General features: G+C 36.4%; 20 protein-coding genes and 1 pseudogene. 9 read left to right on the forward strand and 12 right to left on the reverse strand.

Going from position 1 to position 22,527, the window contains the following annotated elements:
* Positions 1 to 76: 76 nt before the first annotated feature.
* The 7 genes and pseudogenes from IPH52_05770 to IPH52_05800 form a co-directional block, all read right to left on the reverse strand.
* Positions 77 to 1,138 (reverse strand): annotated as a pseudogene (locus IPH52_05770) (ATP-binding protein).
* An 89-nt stretch (positions 1,139 to 1,227) separates the two neighbouring features.
* The gene (locus tag IPH52_05775; GenBank protein ID MBK7054550.1) at positions 1,228 to 1,884 is read right to left on the reverse strand and encodes an NUDIX hydrolase; all 657 of its coding nucleotides are present in this window, start codon (positions 1,882 to 1,884) and stop codon (positions 1,228 to 1,230) included.
* A 58-nt stretch (positions 1,885 to 1,942) separates the two neighbouring features.
* Positions 1,943 to 5,044: a SpoIIE family protein phosphatase gene (locus IPH52_05780; GenBank protein ID MBK7054551.1), complete on the reverse strand. Its 3,102-nt coding sequence runs from the start codon at positions 5,042 to 5,044 to the stop codon at positions 1,943 to 1,945.
* 4 nt (positions 5,045 to 5,048) lie between these two features.
* Positions 5,049 to 5,858 carry a hypothetical protein gene (locus IPH52_05785; protein MBK7054552.1) on the reverse strand — a complete coding sequence of 270 codons (810 nt, stop codon included), beginning with the start codon at positions 5,856 to 5,858 and terminating at the stop codon, positions 5,049 to 5,051.
* A 21-nt stretch (positions 5,859 to 5,879) separates the two neighbouring features.
* Complete coding sequence (locus IPH52_05790; protein ID MBK7054553.1) at positions 5,880 to 6,872, reverse strand: thioredoxin domain-containing protein; 993 nt, start codon at positions 6,870 to 6,872, stop codon at positions 5,880 to 5,882.
* A 142-nt stretch (positions 6,873 to 7,014) separates the two neighbouring features.
* Positions 7,015 to 8,379, reverse strand: a complete 1,365-nt coding sequence (locus IPH52_05795) for an SGNH/GDSL hydrolase family protein (protein ID MBK7054554.1) — start codon at positions 8,377 to 8,379, stop codon at positions 7,015 to 7,017.
* Between the two features lie 131 nt (positions 8,380 to 8,510).
* Positions 8,511 to 10,076 (reverse strand): SGNH/GDSL hydrolase family protein, encoded by a 1,566-nt coding sequence (locus tag IPH52_05800; protein MBK7054555.1) that lies wholly within the window; start codon positions 10,074 to 10,076, stop codon positions 8,511 to 8,513.
* 179 nt (positions 10,077 to 10,255) lie between these two features.
* Here IPH52_05800 and IPH52_05805 point away from each other — a divergent pair, with 179 nt between their 5' ends.
* The 8 genes from IPH52_05805 to IPH52_05840 all read left to right on the forward strand — a co-directional run bounded on the left by IPH52_05805 (position 10,256) and on the right by IPH52_05840 (position 17,657).
* Complete coding sequence (locus IPH52_05805; protein MBK7054556.1) at positions 10,256 to 10,771, forward strand: hypothetical protein; 516 nt, start codon at positions 10,256 to 10,258, stop codon at positions 10,769 to 10,771.
* An 88-nt stretch (positions 10,772 to 10,859) separates the two neighbouring features.
* Positions 10,860 to 12,575, forward strand: coding sequence for an acyl-CoA dehydrogenase family protein (locus IPH52_05810; GenBank protein ID MBK7054557.1), 1,716 nt, complete (start codon positions 10,860 to 10,862; stop codon positions 12,573 to 12,575).
* The gene (locus IPH52_05815; protein MBK7054558.1) at positions 12,575 to 13,471 is read left to right on the forward strand and encodes a HAMP domain-containing histidine kinase; all 897 of its coding nucleotides are present in this window, start codon (positions 12,575 to 12,577) and stop codon (positions 13,469 to 13,471) included. The genes IPH52_05810 and IPH52_05815 overlap by 1 nt, the downstream gene beginning before the upstream one ends.
* Positions 13,468 to 14,178, forward strand: coding sequence for a response regulator transcription factor (locus IPH52_05820; protein ID MBK7054559.1), 711 nt, complete (start codon positions 13,468 to 13,470; stop codon positions 14,176 to 14,178). Before IPH52_05815 ends, IPH52_05820 begins: the two co-directional genes overlap by 4 nt.
* Complete coding sequence (locus IPH52_05825) at positions 14,168 to 15,190, forward strand: uroporphyrinogen decarboxylase (GenBank protein ID MBK7054560.1); 1,023 nt, start codon at positions 14,168 to 14,170, stop codon at positions 15,188 to 15,190. The genes IPH52_05820 and IPH52_05825 overlap by 11 nt, the downstream gene beginning before the upstream one ends.
* Positions 15,190 to 16,536 carry an oxygen-independent coproporphyrinogen III oxidase gene (hemN, locus tag IPH52_05830; GenBank protein MBK7054561.1) on the forward strand — a complete coding sequence of 449 codons (1,347 nt, stop codon included), beginning with the start codon at positions 15,190 to 15,192 and terminating at the stop codon, positions 16,534 to 16,536. The genes IPH52_05825 and hemN overlap by 1 nt, the downstream gene beginning before the upstream one ends.
* A 380-nt stretch (positions 16,537 to 16,916) precedes the next feature.
* On the forward strand, positions 16,917 to 17,246 hold the full coding sequence (locus IPH52_05835) for a hypothetical protein (protein ID MBK7054562.1): 330 nt from the start codon (positions 16,917 to 16,919) through the stop codon (positions 17,244 to 17,246).
* Between the two features lie 30 nt (positions 17,247 to 17,276).
* Positions 17,277 to 17,657 (forward strand): hypothetical protein, encoded by a 381-nt coding sequence (locus IPH52_05840; GenBank protein ID MBK7054563.1) that lies wholly within the window; start codon positions 17,277 to 17,279, stop codon positions 17,655 to 17,657.
* Here the strand turns inward: IPH52_05840 and IPH52_05845 are convergent.
* The 3 genes from IPH52_05845 to IPH52_05855 are packed head-to-tail and all read right to left on the reverse strand — an operon-like array spanning position 17,654 to position 20,169.
* Positions 17,654 to 18,904 carry an NAD(P)/FAD-dependent oxidoreductase gene (locus tag IPH52_05845; protein ID MBK7054564.1) on the reverse strand — a complete coding sequence of 417 codons (1,251 nt, stop codon included), beginning with the start codon at positions 18,902 to 18,904 and terminating at the stop codon, positions 17,654 to 17,656. The two genes, IPH52_05840 and IPH52_05845, sit on opposite strands and share 4 nt — an antisense overlap.
* A 3-nt stretch (positions 18,905 to 18,907) precedes the next feature.
* Complete coding sequence (locus IPH52_05850; GenBank protein ID MBK7054565.1) at positions 18,908 to 19,423, reverse strand: low molecular weight phosphotyrosine protein phosphatase; 516 nt, start codon at positions 19,421 to 19,423, stop codon at positions 18,908 to 18,910.
* Complete coding sequence (locus tag IPH52_05855) at positions 19,420 to 20,169, reverse strand: SDR family NAD(P)-dependent oxidoreductase (GenBank protein MBK7054566.1); 750 nt, start codon at positions 20,167 to 20,169, stop codon at positions 19,420 to 19,422. Before IPH52_05855 ends, IPH52_05850 begins: the two co-directional genes overlap by 4 nt.
* 106 nt (positions 20,170 to 20,275) lie before the next feature.
* Between IPH52_05855 and IPH52_05860 the strand changes: the two genes are divergently transcribed.
* Positions 20,276 to 20,809, forward strand: a complete 534-nt coding sequence (locus IPH52_05860) for an adenine phosphoribosyltransferase (protein ID MBK7054567.1) — start codon at positions 20,276 to 20,278, stop codon at positions 20,807 to 20,809.
* Between the two features lie 4 nt (positions 20,810 to 20,813).
* Here IPH52_05860 and IPH52_05865 read toward each other — a convergent pair whose 3' ends face one another.
* Positions 20,814 to 21,218 carry a response regulator gene (locus tag IPH52_05865; GenBank protein ID MBK7054568.1) on the reverse strand — a complete coding sequence of 135 codons (405 nt, stop codon included), beginning with the start codon at positions 21,216 to 21,218 and terminating at the stop codon, positions 20,814 to 20,816.
* Positions 21,215 to 22,426: a GHKL domain-containing protein gene (locus IPH52_05870; protein ID MBK7054569.1), complete on the reverse strand. Its 1,212-nt coding sequence runs from the start codon at positions 22,424 to 22,426 to the stop codon at positions 21,215 to 21,217. Before IPH52_05870 ends, IPH52_05865 begins: the two co-directional genes overlap by 4 nt.
* Positions 22,427 to 22,527: the final 101 nt, after the last annotated feature.

The raw sequence follows: 22,527 nt of genomic DNA on the forward strand, positions 1-22,527 counted from the left end.
TATTGATTCTATTGACTCTTTTCTTAGTGCTCTGTGAGAAAATCTTGTTTTACAAAACCCCTCATACTCAAAGCCTTTATATTTCTTTTAATTCTAAAGTTTTCAAAATGGAATCTATGAGAAATTTTTTATTGGCTTTAAATTCTTTAAAGAGTTTTTCTTGTTTTGCATTTAGCTTTGTATCATACTTCGCTTCTACTAAAATTTTATCCTGTGTAAAAAAATCTAACTCAACTTCCTCACTGAGCAGGTAATACAGTTTCTTTTTTTTTCGGAGAAGTAAATATACATAATTCTCAAAATAACTGCCCATGTCCCTGTCCCCATGAAATAAAAATTTTATTCCTAAATCACAGGAATAGATTTTTTTAGGAGTCAAAATTTTTTCATTAGTCTTGCCCCATCTGCTGACTAGATGAATTAAATAAGTATCTTCAAAGTATGCCAGATAACGTTTCGAAGTATCAGGAGAAATTTTTAAAATATTGGCTATTTTATTAATGCTGACTTGCTTACCACTTCTCTCCATTAGAAGTAAAAAATAATCTCTTAACAGATCGCCATTTTTTAGTCCATGAAAAGCTGTAATGTCTTTCTGAATAATATCATCCAAGAGCCCCATAAGATACTGTCTTTCTGGAAATAAAATATTCTCCGGTAGCCCGCCAATTTTTATATAATCTTTGAAGTAAGAATCTAGAAGTGCGGAGTCTCTTTTTTTTACAGTAATGTTTTTAAAATCTAGATACTCAAAAAAGTCCAGAGGTTGAATTTCAACGATAGTCGCTCTACCAGTGAGATAAGCCTTCTTATCTCTAAGTAAAGAACTCGAAGAAGAGGTTGCCACTATCTTAGCATTTTCTTTATCAAATAAATTCTTCAATTGAATATCGTAGTCGTTCTTGTATGCAACCTCATCAAAAAAAAGATAAACTTTTTCATCTGCTTTTACTTTCTGAATTTTGCGATAGAGTGCAACTATTTCATGGATTGTGCTATTCTTGAAAACATAATCATCCATACTGATATAGAAAATATTTTTAGGTTTAATTCCTTTTTCCAGAAGATGCTGAATGCTAAGTTTCATTAGGCTAGTCTTGCCTACTCTTCGCAGACCAGTCAAAAGCAGGATTCTTTTTCAGAGAGTAATGTCTCTATATCCTCAAAGAAACTTAAAGATAGTTCTCTCTGACTCAGTATCTAGAATTCAGGGGAATTCTTTTTTTCTTAAGCAACACTCCCCTTTACATCTTCCAAATACAAATAGGTTGCGAGAAGACCGTTGGTGTTGCGGATAAGACTGAATACCTCCGAGAGTGTGCAGACATGAGTGATGATGACTTCATTTTCATCGGCTGCACCTGCGGACTTATCACGGTAAGTATCAATCTCTTCGCGGGAAAGGGGAATTTCACAGGCAAAGAAATATCCCGCTTCATCGAGTAGACCGGCAGAGCTATAAAGAGGCTCAGCGTGAAGCAAACGGAGATTATCCCTTGTAATTTTTAGTCCGGTTTCTTCTTCTACTTCTTTGACTGCAACTTTCCAGGGGTCAGGCTCGCTATCGCACATACCGGCTGGGTGTTCGTAGAATATATCGCCGTTAGCCACACGTCTTTGCTTGACTAATAAAAAGTATTTGTTGCCAGTTTCTTTTTCGATGAGGCAAGTCACTACCGCTACAAAATGTCCACGAATTAAAACAACGGGTAGTAGTTTGTGATTGTCAGGATCAACTGCATCGATATGCACCAGAGTAAAAAGCATTTCCCCGTTGGGTTTGTTTACTGTATGTAATTCTTTAACGGAGTTGATTTTGATTTTGTGCTTTAGTAGCACATCTCGCCAGGATTTAAATTTAAATGAGTCTTCGAACTTTTCCATTCTAATAAAAAATTCTATTGCTATGGAATTGTCAAAGAGAATTTATCAGCGTTTTGAATTAATATTTCTCAAATCGTTTTTTCATTTCAGAAAGTTTCGCATTGGCACTGTCTAAATACAATGCATTGTCCAATATCTTTTTGGCTCTCGCATACATTTTTAACTCAATGTAAATTTCAATCAGTAGAATCAGGTTATTTAGATTCATAGGCTCTCTTAATTTCAATCTTTCTGAATAGTCTGCGGCTAATTCGAGTTGGCTACTTAGCTTAACACTCTTCGCAGCCGCTAACAAGAACATGGATTCACCTGGATATACATTTAATAGCGTAGAATAAGCCTCTGCAGCTCTTTGAAAGTCTCCTTGTTTATACAGAATATTTGCCTTTAGCCGCAGATATGTTTTCCCCGTATAGGAATCTTCCATTTTTTCTAACTCTTTCCATGCTTCTTGGAATTCTTCTTGGTTGTAATGATTTAACGCTAATTTTAATGGAGAATATTCGTATTCTTCTTCGGTCGGTGAATATCCATTATATTCAATTCGCATTAGACTAAAATCATCTGTCAGTTCTCCCTTGCTTTCGGTAATGGAATAGATTTGCGCCAAATCAGCATCTGCCTCTTCGACAGTTTTCAAAAAAAGATTTTCGTCTTCATTGATAATTCGGTTTCCCTCATTATCTATTCCGATTTTTAAATCATCTTTTCCATCTGAACCCATTAGAATAATATCACCTTTGTGCAATTGAAAAGTTTTAATTCTAAAATCTCCGAATCGATCAGGAAAGAGCATCCCAATTTTATGAATGTTCAATTCTTCTTCTAGGAAGGATGCTTTTTTATCTCGATAGAGAGCACAAAAAGGATGCTCGGCATTTATATAATAAATAAATCCGCGCTCGTTGTCTACAAGTCCAAGGATAACAGAAGCCATCATTGAACCGTCAAAGGATTCAAATATACTTTGCAACTCTTGATAGGATTGCTTTAACCATCTCTCCGGAAAAATATTTTCTTCGCCAGAAAGAATTTTGTTTCTAGACAGAATGGATTTGAAGACGACGCCTAACGCAAGTGCCCCGCCTGCTCCCTGAATGGATTTCCCCATTGCATCTCCATTTAGAAATGCTGTAAATATTTTTCCTTTTAGATTAATTGTTTCGGAAATGCAAATGTCTCCACCAATTTCGTGAATTTTCTTTTTGAATTCAAATTCCTTTTTTTGCTTTGTAAAACTTTGTATCTGAACGGAACTGTCTCCATTAACGTTAGACGCGAGAGGCTCAATGATGAGTGTAGTAAGAAAATAATCTCCGTCCTGTTGGACTTTTAGTTTTTCGATTTCATTTTTTGAAAGTAAAAGGTCTCTTGTTCTCTCTTCTACTTTTTCTTCTAGATGATTGGAATAGTCGTCTAATTTCTGTTTGCCGTCTTTAATCGAAGCAACCATTTTGTTAAACGATGTCGTCAAAAAACCAATTTCGTCATGGACTCCAACTGTAACTTCGACATCTAAATGTCCGCGCTCTACTTTTCTCAAACCAAATAAAAGTCGCTCTAGTGGCATTACCAAGGCTCTGGAAAGAAAAATAGGAGTGCCCAGAAATATTAAGCCAAGCGCAAAGAATAATAGATAAACAAACACTCTTGCTTCTCTGTCCATGTATTCACGATAAAAATGATAGCTAAACCCGATTTCTGATAGAATTAGATTCTTTTCATCAAATCGAATAAATGCAATATAATGTTGCTTTGATTTTAAATCTTCTCGCATCAGTTTTTGTGCATCGACTGGATACGGCTTTACAAATTGTAAGACTCCCTCCTTAAATAGATACTCGTCTTTATTCGCATTGGCTTGAGAATAATTAAGAATAGCCTCTTTGAATGGAATAAATTCGGGATTCAGCTTTTCTAAGAATTTTGGAAGCTGCTCTTTTATCTTTTTGACTGGGATGAGTTTTAAGTCATTGTGAATTTTGAAAAGCTTTTTCCTTTCTTCTTCTAAGACAATCGAGAGGTTACTATTTGTTAGTTCATCAGAATTTCTTTTCAAAAGATACTGATGAAAGGGAAGTAGAAAAGATTTTTCATAGGCATTGTTAGAGTTGAAAAATAAATCCCAATACTGGCTGAGTTCTCCCTTATCAGCAGGCATTGTCTTTAATTTTTTTAAATACAAAGCTTTCATTAAGTCCACTTTGTGGAATTCGTTTAGTGAGTTTTTTTCATCTGTATTAAAAAATTGAAAATCTTCTTTGTCTAGATGATAGGACACAACATACTTTAAATCTTTTACAGCTTCTGGCTTGAGTAGCGCAAGTTCCATATCCTGTGTCTTCAAAGTATGATAGGAATTTTCACGCTCTCTCAATGCAAAGTAAGCTAAAAAATTATATACAATGATAAATACTAAGAAGCAAACAGCGAGTATCTTCGCCATAAAAGTAGTTCGATCTGGAGTTCGGTTGATAAAGGCAACGATTAAAATAAATACACCTGTGTTAGTCGAAAGACTGACTGTGACTAGATACACTCCTCTTGTTACAACTCCTAATTTTGAAAGTATATTTGCGATTCCAGGAATTAAAATAGCAACGAATATTCCTAGGAATATTAGAGACTGGTAATATCTATCTTTTCCTTCTAAAGAAAATATTCTCCAAATTCCTAAAATTATAGTCAATACGATAAAGGAAAATGTAACTAGACTGTAGATTTTTAAAAAATCAAAGATGTCGTATTCAAAACTTTCTCCATCAAAATCAAAAATCATATTTTGGTTGTAGGATAGATAGAATAAACGAAAAATCAAAAAGGCTGCGATTATGATTTGGAAAATTAGTAAAAACTTTGCGAGCTTAGGTTTTTCCAATCTTGGAAAATGCAAAATAAATTGTGAATAAGAAAGAAAATGAAATGGTATAGCAAAGAGTGTCATCATCCTTGCAATCGGATTCTCTGCATAATACCCCTGCGTTAGAACATATCCAAGTCCAACAAACATTCCAGAAAAAGTGCAAAGGAAAAGATACTTAGTTGCCTGTGATTTGTTCGGAATCAAAAATAAAAATAGAGAGCTTGCTAAAAATAAAAAGAAATTTTCTAGCGTAGAAATGGAAGGGTAATTAAAATAGAAAGGACTGAATAGACTCATAGATTTAATACTCCAAAATAATTTCTACCGGATAATGATCACTTACCCGCTTTTCAGGCAAATCCGGATTAGTCGAGATGGGACGAATTATATTTACATTCCGTCCTACCGTTGTTTTATCTGATATAATTCTGTCATAGGCACAATTTGTCTTTGCAACGGTTGTATCCATTCCTCTATTGACATACCATTTAGCCTCTTTAAATACAGTGCGAGAAACTTGTCCTCTATATTTTGGAAAGTAGTTGCAATCTGCGTTCATGTCTCCGAGGACTACCCATTTAGGGTAAACGTCAATTAGCCCCGATTCAATGCAGGAAAGTTCAGGAACAATTGCTCTCTTCTTTGCTTTGATATGAGTAGTTACAAAGTAAATAGGAGTCTCTTTGAATTTAATGATGTAAGGACTACGGCTAATACAATCCTGTTCAATATAAGCCTCTGATTCAAAGGTCAGTTTTACTGGATTATACAAGACAAGAAATCGTTCCGAATTACCGGAAGTATCCCCTACATTTTTAGAGACCTTCCATTTATAGCCAGATTGCAAAGAATTTACAAATGCATTAATATCGTCCTTCGAAACACTCGCTGAAGTAGAAACTTCTTGAATGAAAATAAGATCATACCCTTTTAAAATACGACTGAATTCTACTTGAATTAAAGTATACATTTCTTCCGATTTATTCGAAGAACATTTCTCTCCGAGCATTTTACAGGATCCCAGGTTCTGAATATTCCAGGTCAAAACTCGCACTTCGCCAGCAAAAACGGAGAAGGAAAATAAAATTATGAGAATAAATAATCTATACATGAGTTTCACAAGCGCAAAATATTACTTTGCCGCTTTTAATTCCTTTTCGATTATGGAGTCAAAGAAATCAAAGCCACGAGCGCCTACTATTAATTTTCCGTTAATGATAAAAGTTGGAGTTCCTTTGATTCCCATTTTCTTGCCTTCTTTTAAGTCTTCTTGAATTTCGGAAATGATTTGCTTTTGTAATTCTGGGTCTTTCATGCATGCTTTCCATCTTTTTTCGTCGATTCCATTGTCCTGGATAAAAGAAACTAAATTATCCTTTTGCAGACTTTTGTAGTTATCAAAAAGAGTTTTGAAATGCGACCAATATTTTTCGGGTTGAACTTCCAATACACAATTGGCTGAGATATGAGCCTGAAAGGCATCTTCATGAATTTCTTGTAAGGGGAAGTCTTTGAAAACCCAAAAGATTTTCTTTCCGTATTTTTCTCGAAGGGCAATAGAATCAGCTTGCGATTTGGAGCAATAATGGCATTCGAAATCGGAAAATTCAAACACTGTGATTTTTGCAAATTGATTTCCAATCGTCGGCTCTTCATCAAAAGGAATTTTCTTCCAATCTACTTTTTTAAATTCTAATTCTTTCATCTCTACTTTTAAATTTACTTCTTGGACAATCTTATACCAGACCAATCGATCTAGAATTTTTTTTCTCTCTCGACTGATTGCCTCTACTCCAAGATTTTCCATTCCGGCTGGTTTGTATTTATTATAATAGGGTTGCAATTCTTCATCTGAAATATCACTCGCTAATTTAGCGTGGTATTCTTTTGCATTCGTCTCCCCTCTTGACTTGGCGTGATCGTCTAACATCTTGTAATCCTCTTTCGATTGAAGGACTTGTGTGATTTGCGCTTCCGTTGGAAGAAAAATATTTTTAGTCTCTACTTGAGGCTTTGCTACTTCTCGACAGCTAGATAAAAAAAGGAAGAAAGCTGCGACTAGAATAATGCAGCCCGAGTAGAGGTTAATTGAAAATTTCTTTGAATTGATAGATATTTGTTTCATTTCTTCTCTTGTGAAATTATTTTTTTAAGAGTTGGAATCATTGATTCGGCAAATAAAGAGTTGCCGTAACTGGTTAGACGCACTCTGTCCCACCATAAAAACCCTTCCTCATACTTGGATGCCATTTCGCTGTGCATATCGATTAGGGAATGTTCTCTTTTTTTGCGAATTCTTTCATTGCATGGTGATAGGGTTTTACTATTTCAAATTGAATTTCAACAGGTTCTACTGATAGAATTGTAGTCACTTTGTTCTTTCTATTCAGTTCCATCATTGCTTTCAGATTTTCCATGTATTTATCGGGACCTATTCCAAAAAAAGCATCATTATGTGATAAATTAATAACTGTAATATCCGGTCTAATTTTATCAAAATTTTCTTTATAAAAATCAAGCGCAGATTCAGAGGAAAATCCGGATATGCCCCCATTTATACATTCTATATTCAACTTGGCAGTTTGAAGTGCCTTCTCTATCCTTTGGATAAAGGTATCTTCTTCTCTATAGACTCCCGCTCCCCAAGTTTGAGAAGAACCAACAAACCAGATTCTAGCCTTGTTTTTATTGCTCGAATACTGCGTTACGATTTCCTTCTTAACTTCTTCTGTTGAAGGAATCACTGGATAATCAGGATAAACCGTTGAAGTTATAGAATGTAGTTTTGAAATATGAGAATACATAGCTATAAATAAAAACAAAGCGAAGAGGAGTAAATTAAAATTCAAATATAAAGTATATTTTAACACGGGAAGGATATCTGCTTTGAACTTAATTTTTAAAATCTTATACGTTAGAGTTAAATAAACTAAAAGAAATACGACTGCATAGGCAGAAAATTTATAGACTAGATTCCAATTTAAAAACGTTTCTTTTATCTCGCTTCCATCTCTTTGTTTGATTGTTAAATCATCAACATCTGATCTTATATCGGCTAAGCCACCGCGAAAGCCAATATACATTGTCTTTATTGTAGGCTCTTGGAAAGTAAAAATTTCTTTCCCATCCACTGAGATTACAAAAGATTCAGATAGGAATTTAATTCTAAAAATGTGTAAATTTGTATCTGATTTAAAATCGTTGAATTGGTATTTATCAATAAATTTATGATTTGCAGCGTGAAAAAAAATCGACGGGTAGAATGCGTTATTACTAATGCGAATACCGGAAGATTTATTAATATCTTTGCTAGAATTAAAAAAGAACACAAAATACTGCTTATCCTCCATTCGATATTTAAAACTAATTTCCTCGGGGCTCAATTCTTTGTTGAATACAAGTTCATGATACCCTTGCCATTTAGATAAATTCAATCTAAACTTAGAAAGAGCGGGCATTGTATTCATAAAAGAGGCAGCGCCTGCCACTGCTCGCGAAACTCGTGTTTTCTTATTTATCCAGTTCCCAGAATTATGAAGAGTATTCTTGTAAATGACTGCTGACATAACACAAAGAGAACTAGAAATAATTCCTGTTATCCCTATGGCATAGATTAAAAATTTCTTTTTCATAGTAGGCTTAATATTCCATTCCAATAATTAATCTTACAACTAGCCCAAAATTGATTTAGAAATCAATGCAATTTTTTGCGATCAAGAACTCTATTCATAAATTCAAATAATGCTTAATGATAATTCAATAACTACGGGTTACCATAATTATGCGTTCGCAAAATATTTTTAAGAGGCTCCAACATTTCATTGGCAAATAGAACATTCCCGAAACTGGTAAAATGAATTCTGTCCCACCAGAGAAATCCATCATCATAACGAGGAAGCATTTTTGTATGCATGTCAATCATGGGAATATTTAATTCCTTTGCTAGATTTCGCATTGCCTCCTGGTTTTTATTGGGCGTGAGAAATTCTATTTCGACAGGCTCTATCGAAAAAATGGTAAGCACTTTATGCTCTGTATTAAATCTAACAAATTCTCTGAGATTCTCAATGAATTTTTCTGTATTGTCATCGTTATGAGAAAAATTGATTAGAGCTATATCTGGCTTGATTGAATTAAAATGCTCTTTATAGATCGGCAAATAATCAGTTGTCTTAGTTCCAGCTATGCCACCATTGATAAAATCTAAATTGAAAGTTTTCTTAATTTCTTTTTCGAGAAGAGAAACAAAAGTATCCTCATCCTTGTAAACACCTGCCCCCCAAGTCTGAGAAGAGCCTACAAACCAGATGCGGGGCTTATTCTTATTATTCGCATTTGGAATCAGGAATTTATTAATGGTATCATGCGTTGAAGGCATAACGACGTAACCCTCATATACTTTTGTCCATGTAAAATACATTCTGGAAACACGGGTATACATAGCGTAGGCGAGAAAGATGGATATTAGAAGTATGTTGAAGTTTAAGTAAAAAATTGATTTTAAAGTATAGATTGCCTTTGATTCAATTTCCAAACTGTCTGTTGTAAGTGTATTTTTTTTAACATAGCTTTTATACATTGCCTGAATAACTAAATAGCCCAATCCCAAATATAAAAAAGAAAAAAGAAGGCTAAGCATTGTTAGCTTCGGAACAATTTTCCAGTTAAGAAAACTGTCTTCGAGTTTACTTCCGTCTTTTTGAATAATGATTAAATCATCCACATCAGATCTTAAATCTGTAAATCCTGCTTTAAACCCAATAAAACTTTTAGGAAGCGCTGACTCTTCGAAGGTAAAAATTTCTTTATCATCGATAAAAACAGTCATTTTATCAGCAACGAATTTGATTTTAAACTTATGCGGCTTTGTATCCGATGTGAAATTTGAAATCAAATGACGATCTATAAATTTATCTTTTTCCGTGTGAAAAAAAATTGAAGGATACAATTTATTGTTACTGATTCGAATGCCTGAAAGTTTATTTCCATCAAAATCGGAATTGAATAGAAAAGAAAAATATTGTCCGTTATCAATTCTATATTGGAAACTAACTTCGCTTGCGTCTATCGCATGAGTAAAAATTAATTTATGATACCCAAGCCATTGGGACAAATTCAATTTGAATTTAAAAAGCGCAGGCATCGTGTTCATATAAGACGCCGATGCAGGAACAGTGCGCGCTAGGTTTGCTTTGCGGCTAACCCAATTTCCTGATTCATGCAGAGTATTGTTGTATATCTCGAGAGAAAAAATGAGCAGAATATTTATTAGAATACAGGAAATAAATACTGCGATAGAAAGGAATTTTTGATTCAAAATCTTTTTCATAAAAGTAAGTTGCCCAGCCAAATTCTTACTACAAGATTAGTTGCAATGCAAAAATCAACGCAAAACTTTATTCTAAGCTAAATTGAGGAAGCTAAAAAAACTATTAAATTACTTACCATTCGAAATAAAATTATTGCTTTTAAGATTCAAATCTACAATATTAATTCAGGCTATTTATTATGAAAAAGAGCATTACGCTATTATTGTTTTTTCTTATCTCAATCAATTTCTGCGAAGATAACTCACAAAGGGAAGATTCCAAAAAGATTCAAGCATTATCCTTATTAGCCGTTCAATCGCAGAATGCACAAAAACAATTGCAAGAATCGAATACTTGTGATTCTAAAGTATACATTTCCGATTATATATATGCAGCAGTAGCAAAATACCAAGATTGTAAGACAGATTCAGAATGCACAACTTACACGGGCGGAAGTCCGACTTGGGGAGAACGATGCTATTCTGGCTGCACTTATAACTGTGGCGGTCCAAGCATCAATTCAAATATGCAAACTGCATTGGCAAAGGATTTGATTAGAATAAATGAAACTTATTGCCAGGGAACTTTCAGACGAGGTGATAATTGTGCAACTGCTGTCTGTTCTGCATCTTGTGTTCATCCCGATTATATAAAAAATAAATGCATTAATCAAAAGTGCTCGATAGAAGTTTTGCCATATCCTAAGTCCCAATAGAACTCGAAAGTGTATTCAATATTCTTTATAAAAGCCTTTTTGTAAAAAATATCTTGCAATTCCAGTTTTCTCTCAAAAAGATAAACTTATGAGTAATACAACTTTTTTTTCTAAGAACAACGCGGGGCTTGAACCGTTTGACATTAGCAATTATCATGGTGTGAACGGAAAAAATTTTTTCGATGAAGATAGACTCTTGCATCACCTGTTAGACAAATATGCAAAAGATTACGAAGCATCTCATAAAGAAGAAATGTTAAAACATATTCGCGGCTACGGAGAATTAGTCGGTGGAGTCTTGAATCGATTGACAGATGCTTGCCACAAAGAAGGAAAATACGGAGAAGTAATTCAATACGATAGAACAGGCAACCGAATCGACAAAGTGGTATATTCAGAAGAGCAAGTTGCATCTAGAAAAATTTCCTACGATTACGGAATTGTAAACTTAGACTTCCATCGAAATTGGAAACATCCTTTTACTACCATTCACAAGCTAACACTCGCTTACCTCGCAAATCAGAATGGAGAAGGAGGCGTCACCTGTCCGCTCGCGATGACAGATGGAATTATACTCGCAATAAAAGCTCTCGGAACCGAAGAGCAAAAAAAGAAATTTCTACCGTTAGTCGCCGGAGAGTATAGTCATTCCCACTTCATGGCGGGGCAATATGTAACCGAGCGAGTGGGAGGATCAAACGTTGGAGCGAATAGAACAACTGCAAAAAAACTGCCCAACGGCAAATGGATATTAAACGGAGAAAAATGGTTTTGTTCTAACCCTGGAGATTTATGGGTAACTACTGCAAAGATCGAAGGCACAAATACAATCGGAATGTTTCTAGTTCCCCGCATCAAAGAGGATGATACGCTTAATGGCTGTTATATCCTACGAAAAAAAGACATCATCGGCTCGCGCGGCAAAATTACAGTGGAGACTGTGTATGAAGATTTAGAAGCAGAAGAATTGGGAAGAGTCAGTCATGGTCTTGCCAATTTAGTAAAGTATGTAATTAAGACTTCCCGCATTCATTTGTCATTAGCCGCAACTGGAATTGGCAGACGTGCCTATATGGAAGCCTACGAATACATCAAAGTCAGAGAGGCTTACGGAAAAAAAGTAATCGAATTCCCATCTATCCAAAAACAACTCGTGGAAATGAAAATTTTACAATCCGCTTGCACACTCGTAGTCTTCAAAAACATTAGCCTACTTGATGGCGAAAGTCCCCTTCTCCAAATTCTGAATCCACTGATGAAATACATTGCGTCGAGTCACGCTACTTGGATTTCGAAACAAGCCATTTTACTGCACGGCGGCAACGGGATATTAGGCGACTTCTCCTGTCTTCCCCGTATTCACAATGATTCTATCATCAACGAGACATGGGAGGGAACGCACCAGGTCATTTCCGAGCATGTAATGAAAGCATTTTCGAGAACAAAAGCGCAAACTGCCTTTTATGCGGAGATTGACAAGAATATCATGGGAGTCGAAAAATATCCTTTCCTAACTTACGCAAGCGAAAGTTTTAAAATTCTAAAAGCAAGACTCCAAACGATTTACAATTCAAACGACGATGCTTATCTAGAAATGAATCGAGTTACCATTTGTGATGCGATTTACAGCCTGTATGCGCTCAGTGAATTTATTTCAGAAGCAATGTCCTTTCAGAAAGAAACTGCGATTTCGCATATGGTAAACGGCTTTGCTGAAATCGCAATCCGCGGCAAAGAAGGCTTATCCGACCAACATGGAATTTTTCAGAGTAGTGAAATTCTCAATTGGATAATAGAATACTAATGAGACAATCGCGTAGTAGACTACTCCTTGGATTTTTATGGCTTACCCTTTCGATTTCGCTTGGGGTTTGGTGGACGGTGATGGGACTCAAGCAAGCCAATCAAGTGGCGGAATTAAAATCGTATCTGGGGGCAAGAGAAGAAAGCCTTGCTACGCTTGAGCGACAGAGTCGAATGATTAAATTAGAAGGTGGATTTTTTATGCTTCTTCTAATTATCGGTGGGTCAACACTGATTTTCCTCTCGCAAAAAGATTTAGAAAGAACACAGATGTTAAAAGATTTTTTTGCTACCCTCACTCATGAGATGAAAACGCCGTTAGCCTCACTCAGACTCCAGGCAGAAAGTCTAGAAGAAGATTTAAAAAACAAAAAAACAAAAGCAATTCTAACCCGTCTAATTGATGATTCCAAGCGATTGGAATTACAAATGGACAAAGCCTTGTATCTCGCTGCACTCACCCGAAAAGAAATTTTATATTTAGAGAAAGTAAGTCTCGCCGAACTACTCGGACAGATTACATCTTATTATCCGTTCACTCAGATAGTGACCATTGAAAATTCTTTTGTCTCTGTTGATATACGCGCCTTCGAAAGTGTGATTAAAAATCTAATCGAAAATGCAAGCAATCACGGCAAGGCTTCTAGAGTTGTTTTTAAAATCGAAAGAATTTCTGCAAATGCAAAAATAACAATTACTGACAATGGGCTTGGATTTACAGGAAATACTAGACAGCTAGGAAAGCTATTTTTTAGACATAGCACTCATAGCGGAAGTGGAATCGGACTTTATCTTGTGAAAAATTTAATTTCTAAAATGAATGGCCATGTTCATTTTCATAACTCTAAAACTGGATTTGAGGTTACTATTGATTTACCGGCGGGGACTCATTCTTGAAATCACCAAAGCTTCTTTTAGTTGAAGACGATACATCACTTGCCACTACTCTCAAAGAAAGACTCAGCAAAGAAGGATATAGTATTTGTTGGGCAAACTCTCTTGCAAAAGCTCGCGCCGAATTAAAGACAACCAATCCAAATTTGATTATTTTAGATGTGGGTCTTCCTGATGGATCAGGCTTTGATTTGGCAAAGGAATTACATGAAAAAAATGCAAATATTCCGTTTCTTTTTTTGACTGCCCTCGCCGGCGCACCCGAAAGACTCAAAGGATTTGAACTCGGAGCAGAGGAATTTATTCCAAAGCCATTTCATCTTAAAGAACTTCTATTGAGAGTCAAACACGTGTTAGACGCTCACAAGCATGTAAGAGATTCTCTCCAAAATAAATTCCTGTTTCACGGGTATGTGATTGATTTTGAAAGCTATCAGATTTTTACTCCGGATCAAAAAAAGATTTCTCTTTCTGCAAGAGACTCGGGACTTCTGCAACTTTTAATCAATGAAAAGCATAGAGTTGTGAGCCGAGATGAAATTTTAGACAAACTCTGGGGGGAAGAAAAATTTCCAACGAACCGAACGATTGACAATTCAATTGTTCGACTCAGACAATCCCTTGGAAAACATGGACTTAGAGCCATCAAATCTATCCGCAGTGTTGGTTACAGATGGACAGGAGAAGAAGGAGAACAGAGTGGCGAATGAACGTTTTACAAATGCGATAAATTATAAGGAACAAAATATTCCACCAATTTGGATGATGAGACAAGCCGGTCGATATCATTCTCACTACCAAAATCTTCGCGCCAAATATTCTTTTATGGAGCTGTGTAAAATTCCAGAAGTTGCCGCAGAGGTAGCTCTCGGTCCCGTGCAAGATTTTGATTTTGATCTGGCGATTCTTTTTTCCGATTTGCTTTTCCCATTAGAAGGTCTTGGAATGGGATTAAAATATACCGACCAAGGTCCAAGACTCGACTGGCACTTAGATGCGACTAACTTTGATAAGCTGCGATCTGTAGATGATGCAATGGAGCTTTTAGAATTCCAAAGAGAATGCGTCAAGCAAACTCGCGCACTCATTCCACAGGATAAATCTTTGATTGGATTTGTAGGCGGCTTATGGACGTTATTCACATATGCAGTCATCGGTAAACACGATGGTAGCCTCACACAGGCAAAGGTTCTGACCGAGACTCGTAAAAAGTTTTTTCCTTTGCTACAAGAAATCATCATTCGAAATATAAAGTTGCAATTAGACGCTGGAGCCGAAGTGGTTATGATCTTTGACACTGCTGCAGGTGAGTTGTCAAATGCGATGTTTAACGAAATTGTATTTCCGTATGTAGATGAAATTTCCAAGCGTTTTCCTAAAAAAATTGGGTATTATTCTAAAAATACAACAGACACTGCTGTCCGAAAGATTCTGACATTAACAAATCTTGCCGGAGTTGGGTTTGATCATCGTTTGCCGCTAGTAAAATTAATTCCAGAAAATACATTTGGATTTACACAGGGAAATTTTGACCAATCCCTTTTGTTCTTAGAAACATCTGAATTCAAAAAAGTTTTAAAGTCTTACATCACCGACATAAAGTCATTATCCGCTAAAGAAAGAACAGGCTGGGTCAGCGGACTCGGTCACGGAGTTCTACCTAAAACTCCCGAAGCAAACGTAAAATTATTCGTAGAAACTATAAGAGAGGAATTTGCCTAATGGATAGATCCAAACTAATTGCAAAATATGATATACCAGCACCGCGTTATACCAGTTATCCTACAGTTCCGTATTGGTCAGAAGATCCTACTACGGAAGAGTGGCTAGATGCAATTCGAAAATCTTTAGAGCCAGAGTCAGCGGCTATTTCCCTTTATCTGCACCTTCCGTTTTGTGAAACACTTTGCACATTTTGTGGTTGCAATACTTCTATCACAAAAAATCACTCTGTCGAAGAGCCGTATGTTGCAAATGTTCTAAAAGAATTTCAAATGTATTTGGATAGAGTTCCCGAACTTGGCAAACGTCCACTCAAAGAATTACACCTCGGCGGAGGAAGTCCAACTTATCTTTCGAGCGAAAATCTAAAAGCACTACTGACTCCTATTCTTTCTAAAATGACTATTCTAAAAGATCCAAGTTTTGCTATTGAAGTAGATCCGAGAAGAACTAGAAAAGAGCAGTTGGAAACTCTTCGTGGATTGGGGTTTAATCGTATTAGCCTCGGTGTGCAAGATTTTGATCCAGAAGTGCAAAGACTTATCAATCGACATCAACCTTTTGAAAAAACAAAATTTGTAACAGATACCGCACGCGAACTTGGTTACAATTCTGTAAACTTTGATTTGATTTATGGACTACCAAAACAAACCAGTGAATCGATGGCGGATACTATCAATCAGACGCTCACGTTAAAACCAGATAGGATTGCTTTTTATAGTTATGCCCATGTCCCTTGGATTAAAGCTTCGCAAAGACTTTTTACCGAGGCAGATTTGCCACATGGTAGCGACAAACGCGCATTATACGAAGAATCTAGAATTAAGTTTGAAAATGCAAATTACAAAGAAATCGGTATGGATCATTTTGCACTCGCCACCGACAACTTGTGGTTAGCCTACCAGTCTGGCACACTTCATAGAAATTTCATGGGATACACGGAATACAAAACAGATATTCAATTAGGACTAGGCGTGTCTGCCATTTCTGATAGCTGGGCTTGCTTTCATCAAAACGAAAAAATTCTAAAGAAATATCAAAAGCGTCTAGATGCAGGAGAATTTCCAACTCTACGCGGACACAAACTAAACGAAGAAGACTTGCAACAAAGAAAATTAATTTTGCAACTCGCAACACAGTGGAAAGTAGAACTCCCCGACTCTATCGTAGCAGGGACAAAAGAATATTTGCGAACGATGGAAGACGACGGACTCATTTCTTGGAACGGAAAAGAATTATCCATCCAAGAAGCAGGCAAACCATTTCTCAGAAATATTTGCATGAGCCTTGACTTGCGTCTACGAACAAAGTCTCCTGAGACGAGAGTGTTTTCGCAGGCGATTTGAAAGTTCATTCCCGATTTTTTCGGCTGGATACTACATCGTCATTTCGAACTAGCAGCATCCGAGCTTGCGCCGTGAGAAATCTATTCAGCAAACATAGCATTAGGTTAATCTATTACGATGTTTGTAAGATAGATTTCTCACATCCACCTATTTGCTTGCCGCACATCCAACCACCAAGCGATGTTCGAAATGACTGTGACATGCTCTCTCTGTGACCTCTTTGAGAAATTTTTCCTTTGCTTTTAAACAATCCCAATCTTTGATGTGTCCCCCTACATTGTAAGGTATTGACCGAGGTCGGGAAATTAATTATTTAATGATTGTAATTTAGTGTTCCTATGCTAGAGTAAACAAATCTTATCGAAGGGGAAGTAGCTACTATGAAAAGTCCAATTATATTTTTTATCACAACGCTGCTAATTTCGTTTTCCATTTTTTCGGAAACAATTTTACTAAAGGGAAATGAGTCGATTAAAGGGAAAATCAAAAATCAAAGTATAAATTCTATCAAAATAGAAATTAACGGAGAAATAAAAGAAATCCCTAAAGATTCCATTTTAAAAATTGTCTATCGCGATCTATCTAAGGTAGAAGAAGAAAAAATCAGAACAGAAGAAGAAACAAAGTCTAACAACGAGAAACCGCAACTCAAGAAAGGTGATGATGAAAAAAGAAATCGAGAAGAAGTTTCCAAACAGAAAATGAATTGACAATGAAAAGAAACGGATTAATCTAAACTTATGTCTGAATACTTAGGTCAGGTTCTCAGTTTCCATTGTCGCGAGCGCAATTCGTTCGAAGTTAAAATTTTAATCGATACAAAAGAAAACTTTGGTAGGATAATGGATTATTACCAGGTCGAAAGCCTCTCCGATTACAATACGTATAATATTAGCATTGTATTATCCAGCGAAGATGATATTCTAATGACGCCTGACGAAAATGCAAATGAATGCATGGTGGTTTACGCTGATAATCTGCTCGAAGATGTAATTGGCACCGAGTCCGAGGCTCTCTGGCAACGCGGCGCCATTATAGACAATCTAGTCTTTGATATTATTAATAGCTCTCTTCTAAAACCACTCAACTCTAAAGATATCGAAATCGAAGAAGAAGATTAATCTTCTTCGTTTTGAATGAGCCTTGCTCCTGCTTGAAAAGAAATATAACTCCATATCCAAGTAACAAGAATCGAAACTTTGTTTTTAAATCCAACTTGATAAAATAAATGGATAACAAGCCAGCTAAGCCAACCTAAAAGTCCGGATAATCGTAAGTTGCCCATTTCGGCAACGGCATCCATTCTACCAATAGTCGCCATACTTCCCTTGTCAAAGTATTGAAATGCCTTTCGCTCTTTTCCTTTTAGTTCATTTAGAATGACATCTGCCACATAACGTCCCTGCTGCATAGCCACCGGAGACACTCCTGGCAGTGGGCGCTCAAGATCTTCACTAAAATTAGCCATATCCCCAATGCAAAAAATTTCCGGATTCGATGGAATCGCACAGTGTTTATTCACCATTACCCGCCCTGATTTATCGAGTGCTACTTCTAGCTTAGCCCCAAAAGGACTTGCTGCCACGCCTGCAGCCCAAATAATATTATGTGATTTTATAATTTCCGTTCCGGTATGCACTCCCTCCTCATCAATATTTACAACACGGGTATTTAGCCTAACTTCTACTCCACGCTTGACTAATTCTTTTCGTGCAACCTCAGAAGACTTTTCAGAAAACGATGCAAGTAGTCTAGGTCCACCTTCAATCAGTGTGATTTTACTCAAGGACGAATCTATAAAACGAAAATCATTTCGAATGATCTGATGCGACAACTCAGCAATAGCTCCTGAAAGCTCAACTCCAGTCGGACCACCACCGATAACAACATAGCTTAATAGCTCGGCTACTTTTGCTGGATTTGCTTCTAGCTCCGCTCGTTCAAAAGAAACTAAAATATTCTTTCTAACTTTCAAAGCATCGCTGAGATTTTTCATTCCGGGTGCAAACTTTTTCCAGTGGTCGTTCCCGAAATAACTTGTCCTAGCTCCCATCGCAAGAATGAGATAATCATACTGTATCGTAGTATGTTCCAAATGAAGTTTCTTATGCTCTTTGTTGATTTCTTTCAACTCAGACATGATGATAGAAATGTTTTCAAAATTTGTAGTGATTGACCGAGTTGGAATCGCGATGTCGGCAGGACTTAATACAGAACTTGCCACTTGATAAAGTAAAGGTTGGAACAAATGGTGATTATTCTTATCGACGACCGTTACCTTGATGCCTTTTTTGTTGCCCAATTTCTTTGCTGCTTGCAAGCCTGCGAACCCAGCCCCAACGATTACTACGTGTTTGTCTTCTGCCATCGGTTACTCCTCATTATCTAAATCTTGTATTGTAATATGCTGATTTTCTAAAATCCATTCCAAAAATCCAATAGAGGAACGCTCCACGATATCTTGCACATGCTCAAAGCCTGCAATTCCATCATAATAAGGATCGGGAACATCAGGCTCGCCTTTTACGTTTGCATCGAAGCGCCTAAACTTCATTACCTTCTTGCGCTGTGCATCATCACGAGCAAGAGAAAGAATACTTTTATAATTAGAATTATCCATCGCAATGATGTAATCATACTTTATAAAATCAGCATATTGAAATTGCCGACAGAAATGTGTGAGGATAATACCTCTTTCTCTCGCCACTTGAGTGGTCGTTTCATGCGGGGTCTCACCTACATGATAATCGGCAGTTCCTGCAGAGTCTATTTCAAACAAATCAGAAAGACCTTTTTTTTCTACCAGATTTTTGAAGGCACCTTCCGCCGCCGGTGATCTACAAATATTCCCAAGACAAACAAATACTACTTTTATTTTTTCACTCAAAATTTTAACCTCTGCCAGATAATATCGGGTATCCGCTTAATGCAGTATCCAACGAGTCCCCAGGGAAAAGCAGGAACTGAGGATACGGTGACTCTCTTCTCGATGAGTCTAGCTAATTCTGCTGCGCCCTTCTCTACACTAACTACAAAAGGTCGATTGCGCAAATGGGAATTCATATTTGTATCAATGAATCCTGGATGAATGGTGGTAACTAAAATTCCAAATCTTTTTAAATCGCGTCTTGCTGATTCTAAGTAAATAGTAAGTCCTGCCTTAGATGCACTGTAAGAACCGTTTCCAGGAAAACCTCTAAATCCAGCAATAGAGGAGATACCAATGATATGCCCCTTGATTTTTGAAGATTTAAAAATTTCTCCGGCAGCGTCGATAGTCGCCATAGCTCCTAAAAGATTGGTTTCAATGACTTGCTTGTCGTGCAGGAATTTTCCTGTGCCTACAGGAGAGGAACCGGCTACACCTGCGTTAGCCACAACATGCGTTAGTCCCCCTAGGCAGTGATGCAAATCTTTTAATACAGAGAAAATATTCTTATAATCTGTAATATCTAAAGAGCGAATTTCTACTTTGAGGTTCATTCCGAATTTGGCGTAAAGCTCTTCTCTCAGTTTTTGCAAAAGATCAAAGCGTCGCGCAGTAAGACCGAGTGCGTATCCTCTCGCAGCAAATTCAAAAGCAAGATTTCGCCCAATGCCTGAGCTTGCGCCTGTGATAATAATTGCGTTCATAGATAGACGTTGAAAAATGTAAAACTAAGAGTCAATTACATTTACAATTTGTGATTTACGAAATGAAAAAGAATTTCAAACTGGTAGATATACAAGGAAATCAACTATGTCTATCGTAAAATCAAAAATCAGAACTATACCAAATTGGCCTAAGCCTGGAATCATGTTTAGAGATATCACTTCTCTCATACTAGATCCAGAAGGACTCGCACTTACGATAGGCACATTCGTAGCAAGATATGAGAAGAAGGGAATTACAAAAGTAGCCGCAATCGAAGCAAGAGGATTTATTACAGGGGCGGCAGTGGCTTTTCAATTAGGAGTTGGATTTGTTCCGATTCGTAAAAAAGGAAAACTCCCTGGTGATACGCTTAAGCAAGAGTATGCGCTCGAATATGGAACAGACAGCATCGAAATTCACAAAGATGCAATTGTTCCCGGCGACAAAGTTCTTATCATGGACGATCTAATTGCGACAGGTGGAACACTTGGTGCGGCAATCCAACTTGTCCGCGCTCTCGGTGGCGAAATCTACGAAGCAGGAGTTATCATTGATTTGCCCGACTTAAATGGAAGCAAAATTATTAAAGAAAAATATGGAATCGATATTTATTCCATCTGTGAATTTGAAGGAACCTAATTCCTTAACTTTCAGAGTCTTTTCTATTTTTGTATTCTGTAACCAATTTAATAATCATTTCGAAGAGTTTATCAATATCAACTGGCTTGTATAGATAACCATCTGCCAGATTGGTTTTATGCTCTTCATCTTCGTAAGCAGTAACGACAATGATCGGATAATGCCTATTATACTTTTCGCGAATAATTTTAATCATTTCTAAGCCATTCATTTCGGGCATTTCAATATCCGTGATGACAATATCTGGATTGATTTTAGAAGCGATTTCAACGCCTTCTACTCCGGTCCTTGCAAGAAATACTTCTCCGACTTTTCGTTTTAAAGTTCTGTTCGCAGAATAGAGAATAACCTCATCATCTTCTACATATAATACCTTTAGAGTTTTTAATATCTCCTCATTCGCAATCATTCTATTATCCTCAACTGGATGCTAAAGACAGCTCCGTTTTTACTATTTGTAACGCTCAGGCTTCCATCCATATTTTTTTCTACAATCATCTTAGCCATAAACAGACCAAGCCCATGCCCATTTTTTTCTTTTTTCGTGCTAAAGTAAGGATCGAATATTTTTTTGAAATTTTTATCAGAGATCCCCCCTCCATTGTCTTCTATTTGAATTATTACTTCGCGACGCTCAAGGTAAGAGATGGTGCTAATAAATATTTTCCCTTCTTCTACATTTCTTTCCCTTAGCACTCCAATCGCATTTTCTAGTAGAGATCGTAAAATTCTTATAAATGCATCCTTACTTCCGAATACTTTGAAGTTATCCTCTCCGCTAAAGAAGAGTTGAATTTGTTTGTTGTTTTTAGTTTGTTCAATGATAAAGTTTTCGATATCATTTTTTAAAAATTCTTTCAGGTAAAAATTATCCTGCTCTGGTTTTGAGAGATACTTTCTAAAATCATTTATGATCTCAGACATTTGATGAATCAATTCCTTCGAATGAGTCATCATTTGCTCTATGTAATCTTTGTTTACTTCATCTTGCTCATAGGCGTATTCTAAATCTTGAATCAGCCAATGCAATGAATTTAATGGCTGTCTCCAGTGATGAGATATTACACCTAGCGTATCAACGATAGCCGCCATTCTTGATTGCTCTGCGATAATTTCATCTTTACGTTTTGAATTGGCAACTTCTTCTTCAACTCTTTTGGTCAGTATTTCATTGAAGTGTTTTAAATTTTCCTCAAAGTCCATTCTTTCTGTGAAGTCTTCACTCATCAAGACTAAATGCGTAACTTCTTTCTTATCGTTGAACACTGGATAGATTACACTGCGCACCCAAAATATTCTGAGATTTGTATTTTGTATCTCACTCGTTTGTGTAAAATCATATTTGATCGGAGGAATCCATGTAATTTCTCCTTTTAAAGCGTTGAGGATAAATTCCATTTGCCCATTATTTTTCAACTGCTCGTCATGCAGTAGATTATAATGCTGTAGGAGATACTGACTAGTAGCCTCATCTACATTCCAGAGTTTATTTAGGGCTTTGTTCGCAAAATCAGGAGTTCCATCTGCTTTATAAATGGCAATACTGAACGGACATTCAGACAGAACTCCAGACAATTTCTTGTTTTCATTTAAGAATTGTTCTAGTTCTAAATTCATTCCCTTACCTGCCTCAGCTATTTATATTTTTTTATGGCAATGAATTTGATAAACAATATTTTTTATTTTTTGCAATCCAATCAGAAGTAAAGCGATTTACA

It is taken from the genome of Leptospiraceae bacterium, from assembly GCA_016708435.1.
Classification (GTDB): domain Bacteria; phylum Spirochaetota; class Leptospiria; order Leptospirales; family Leptospiraceae; genus UBA2033.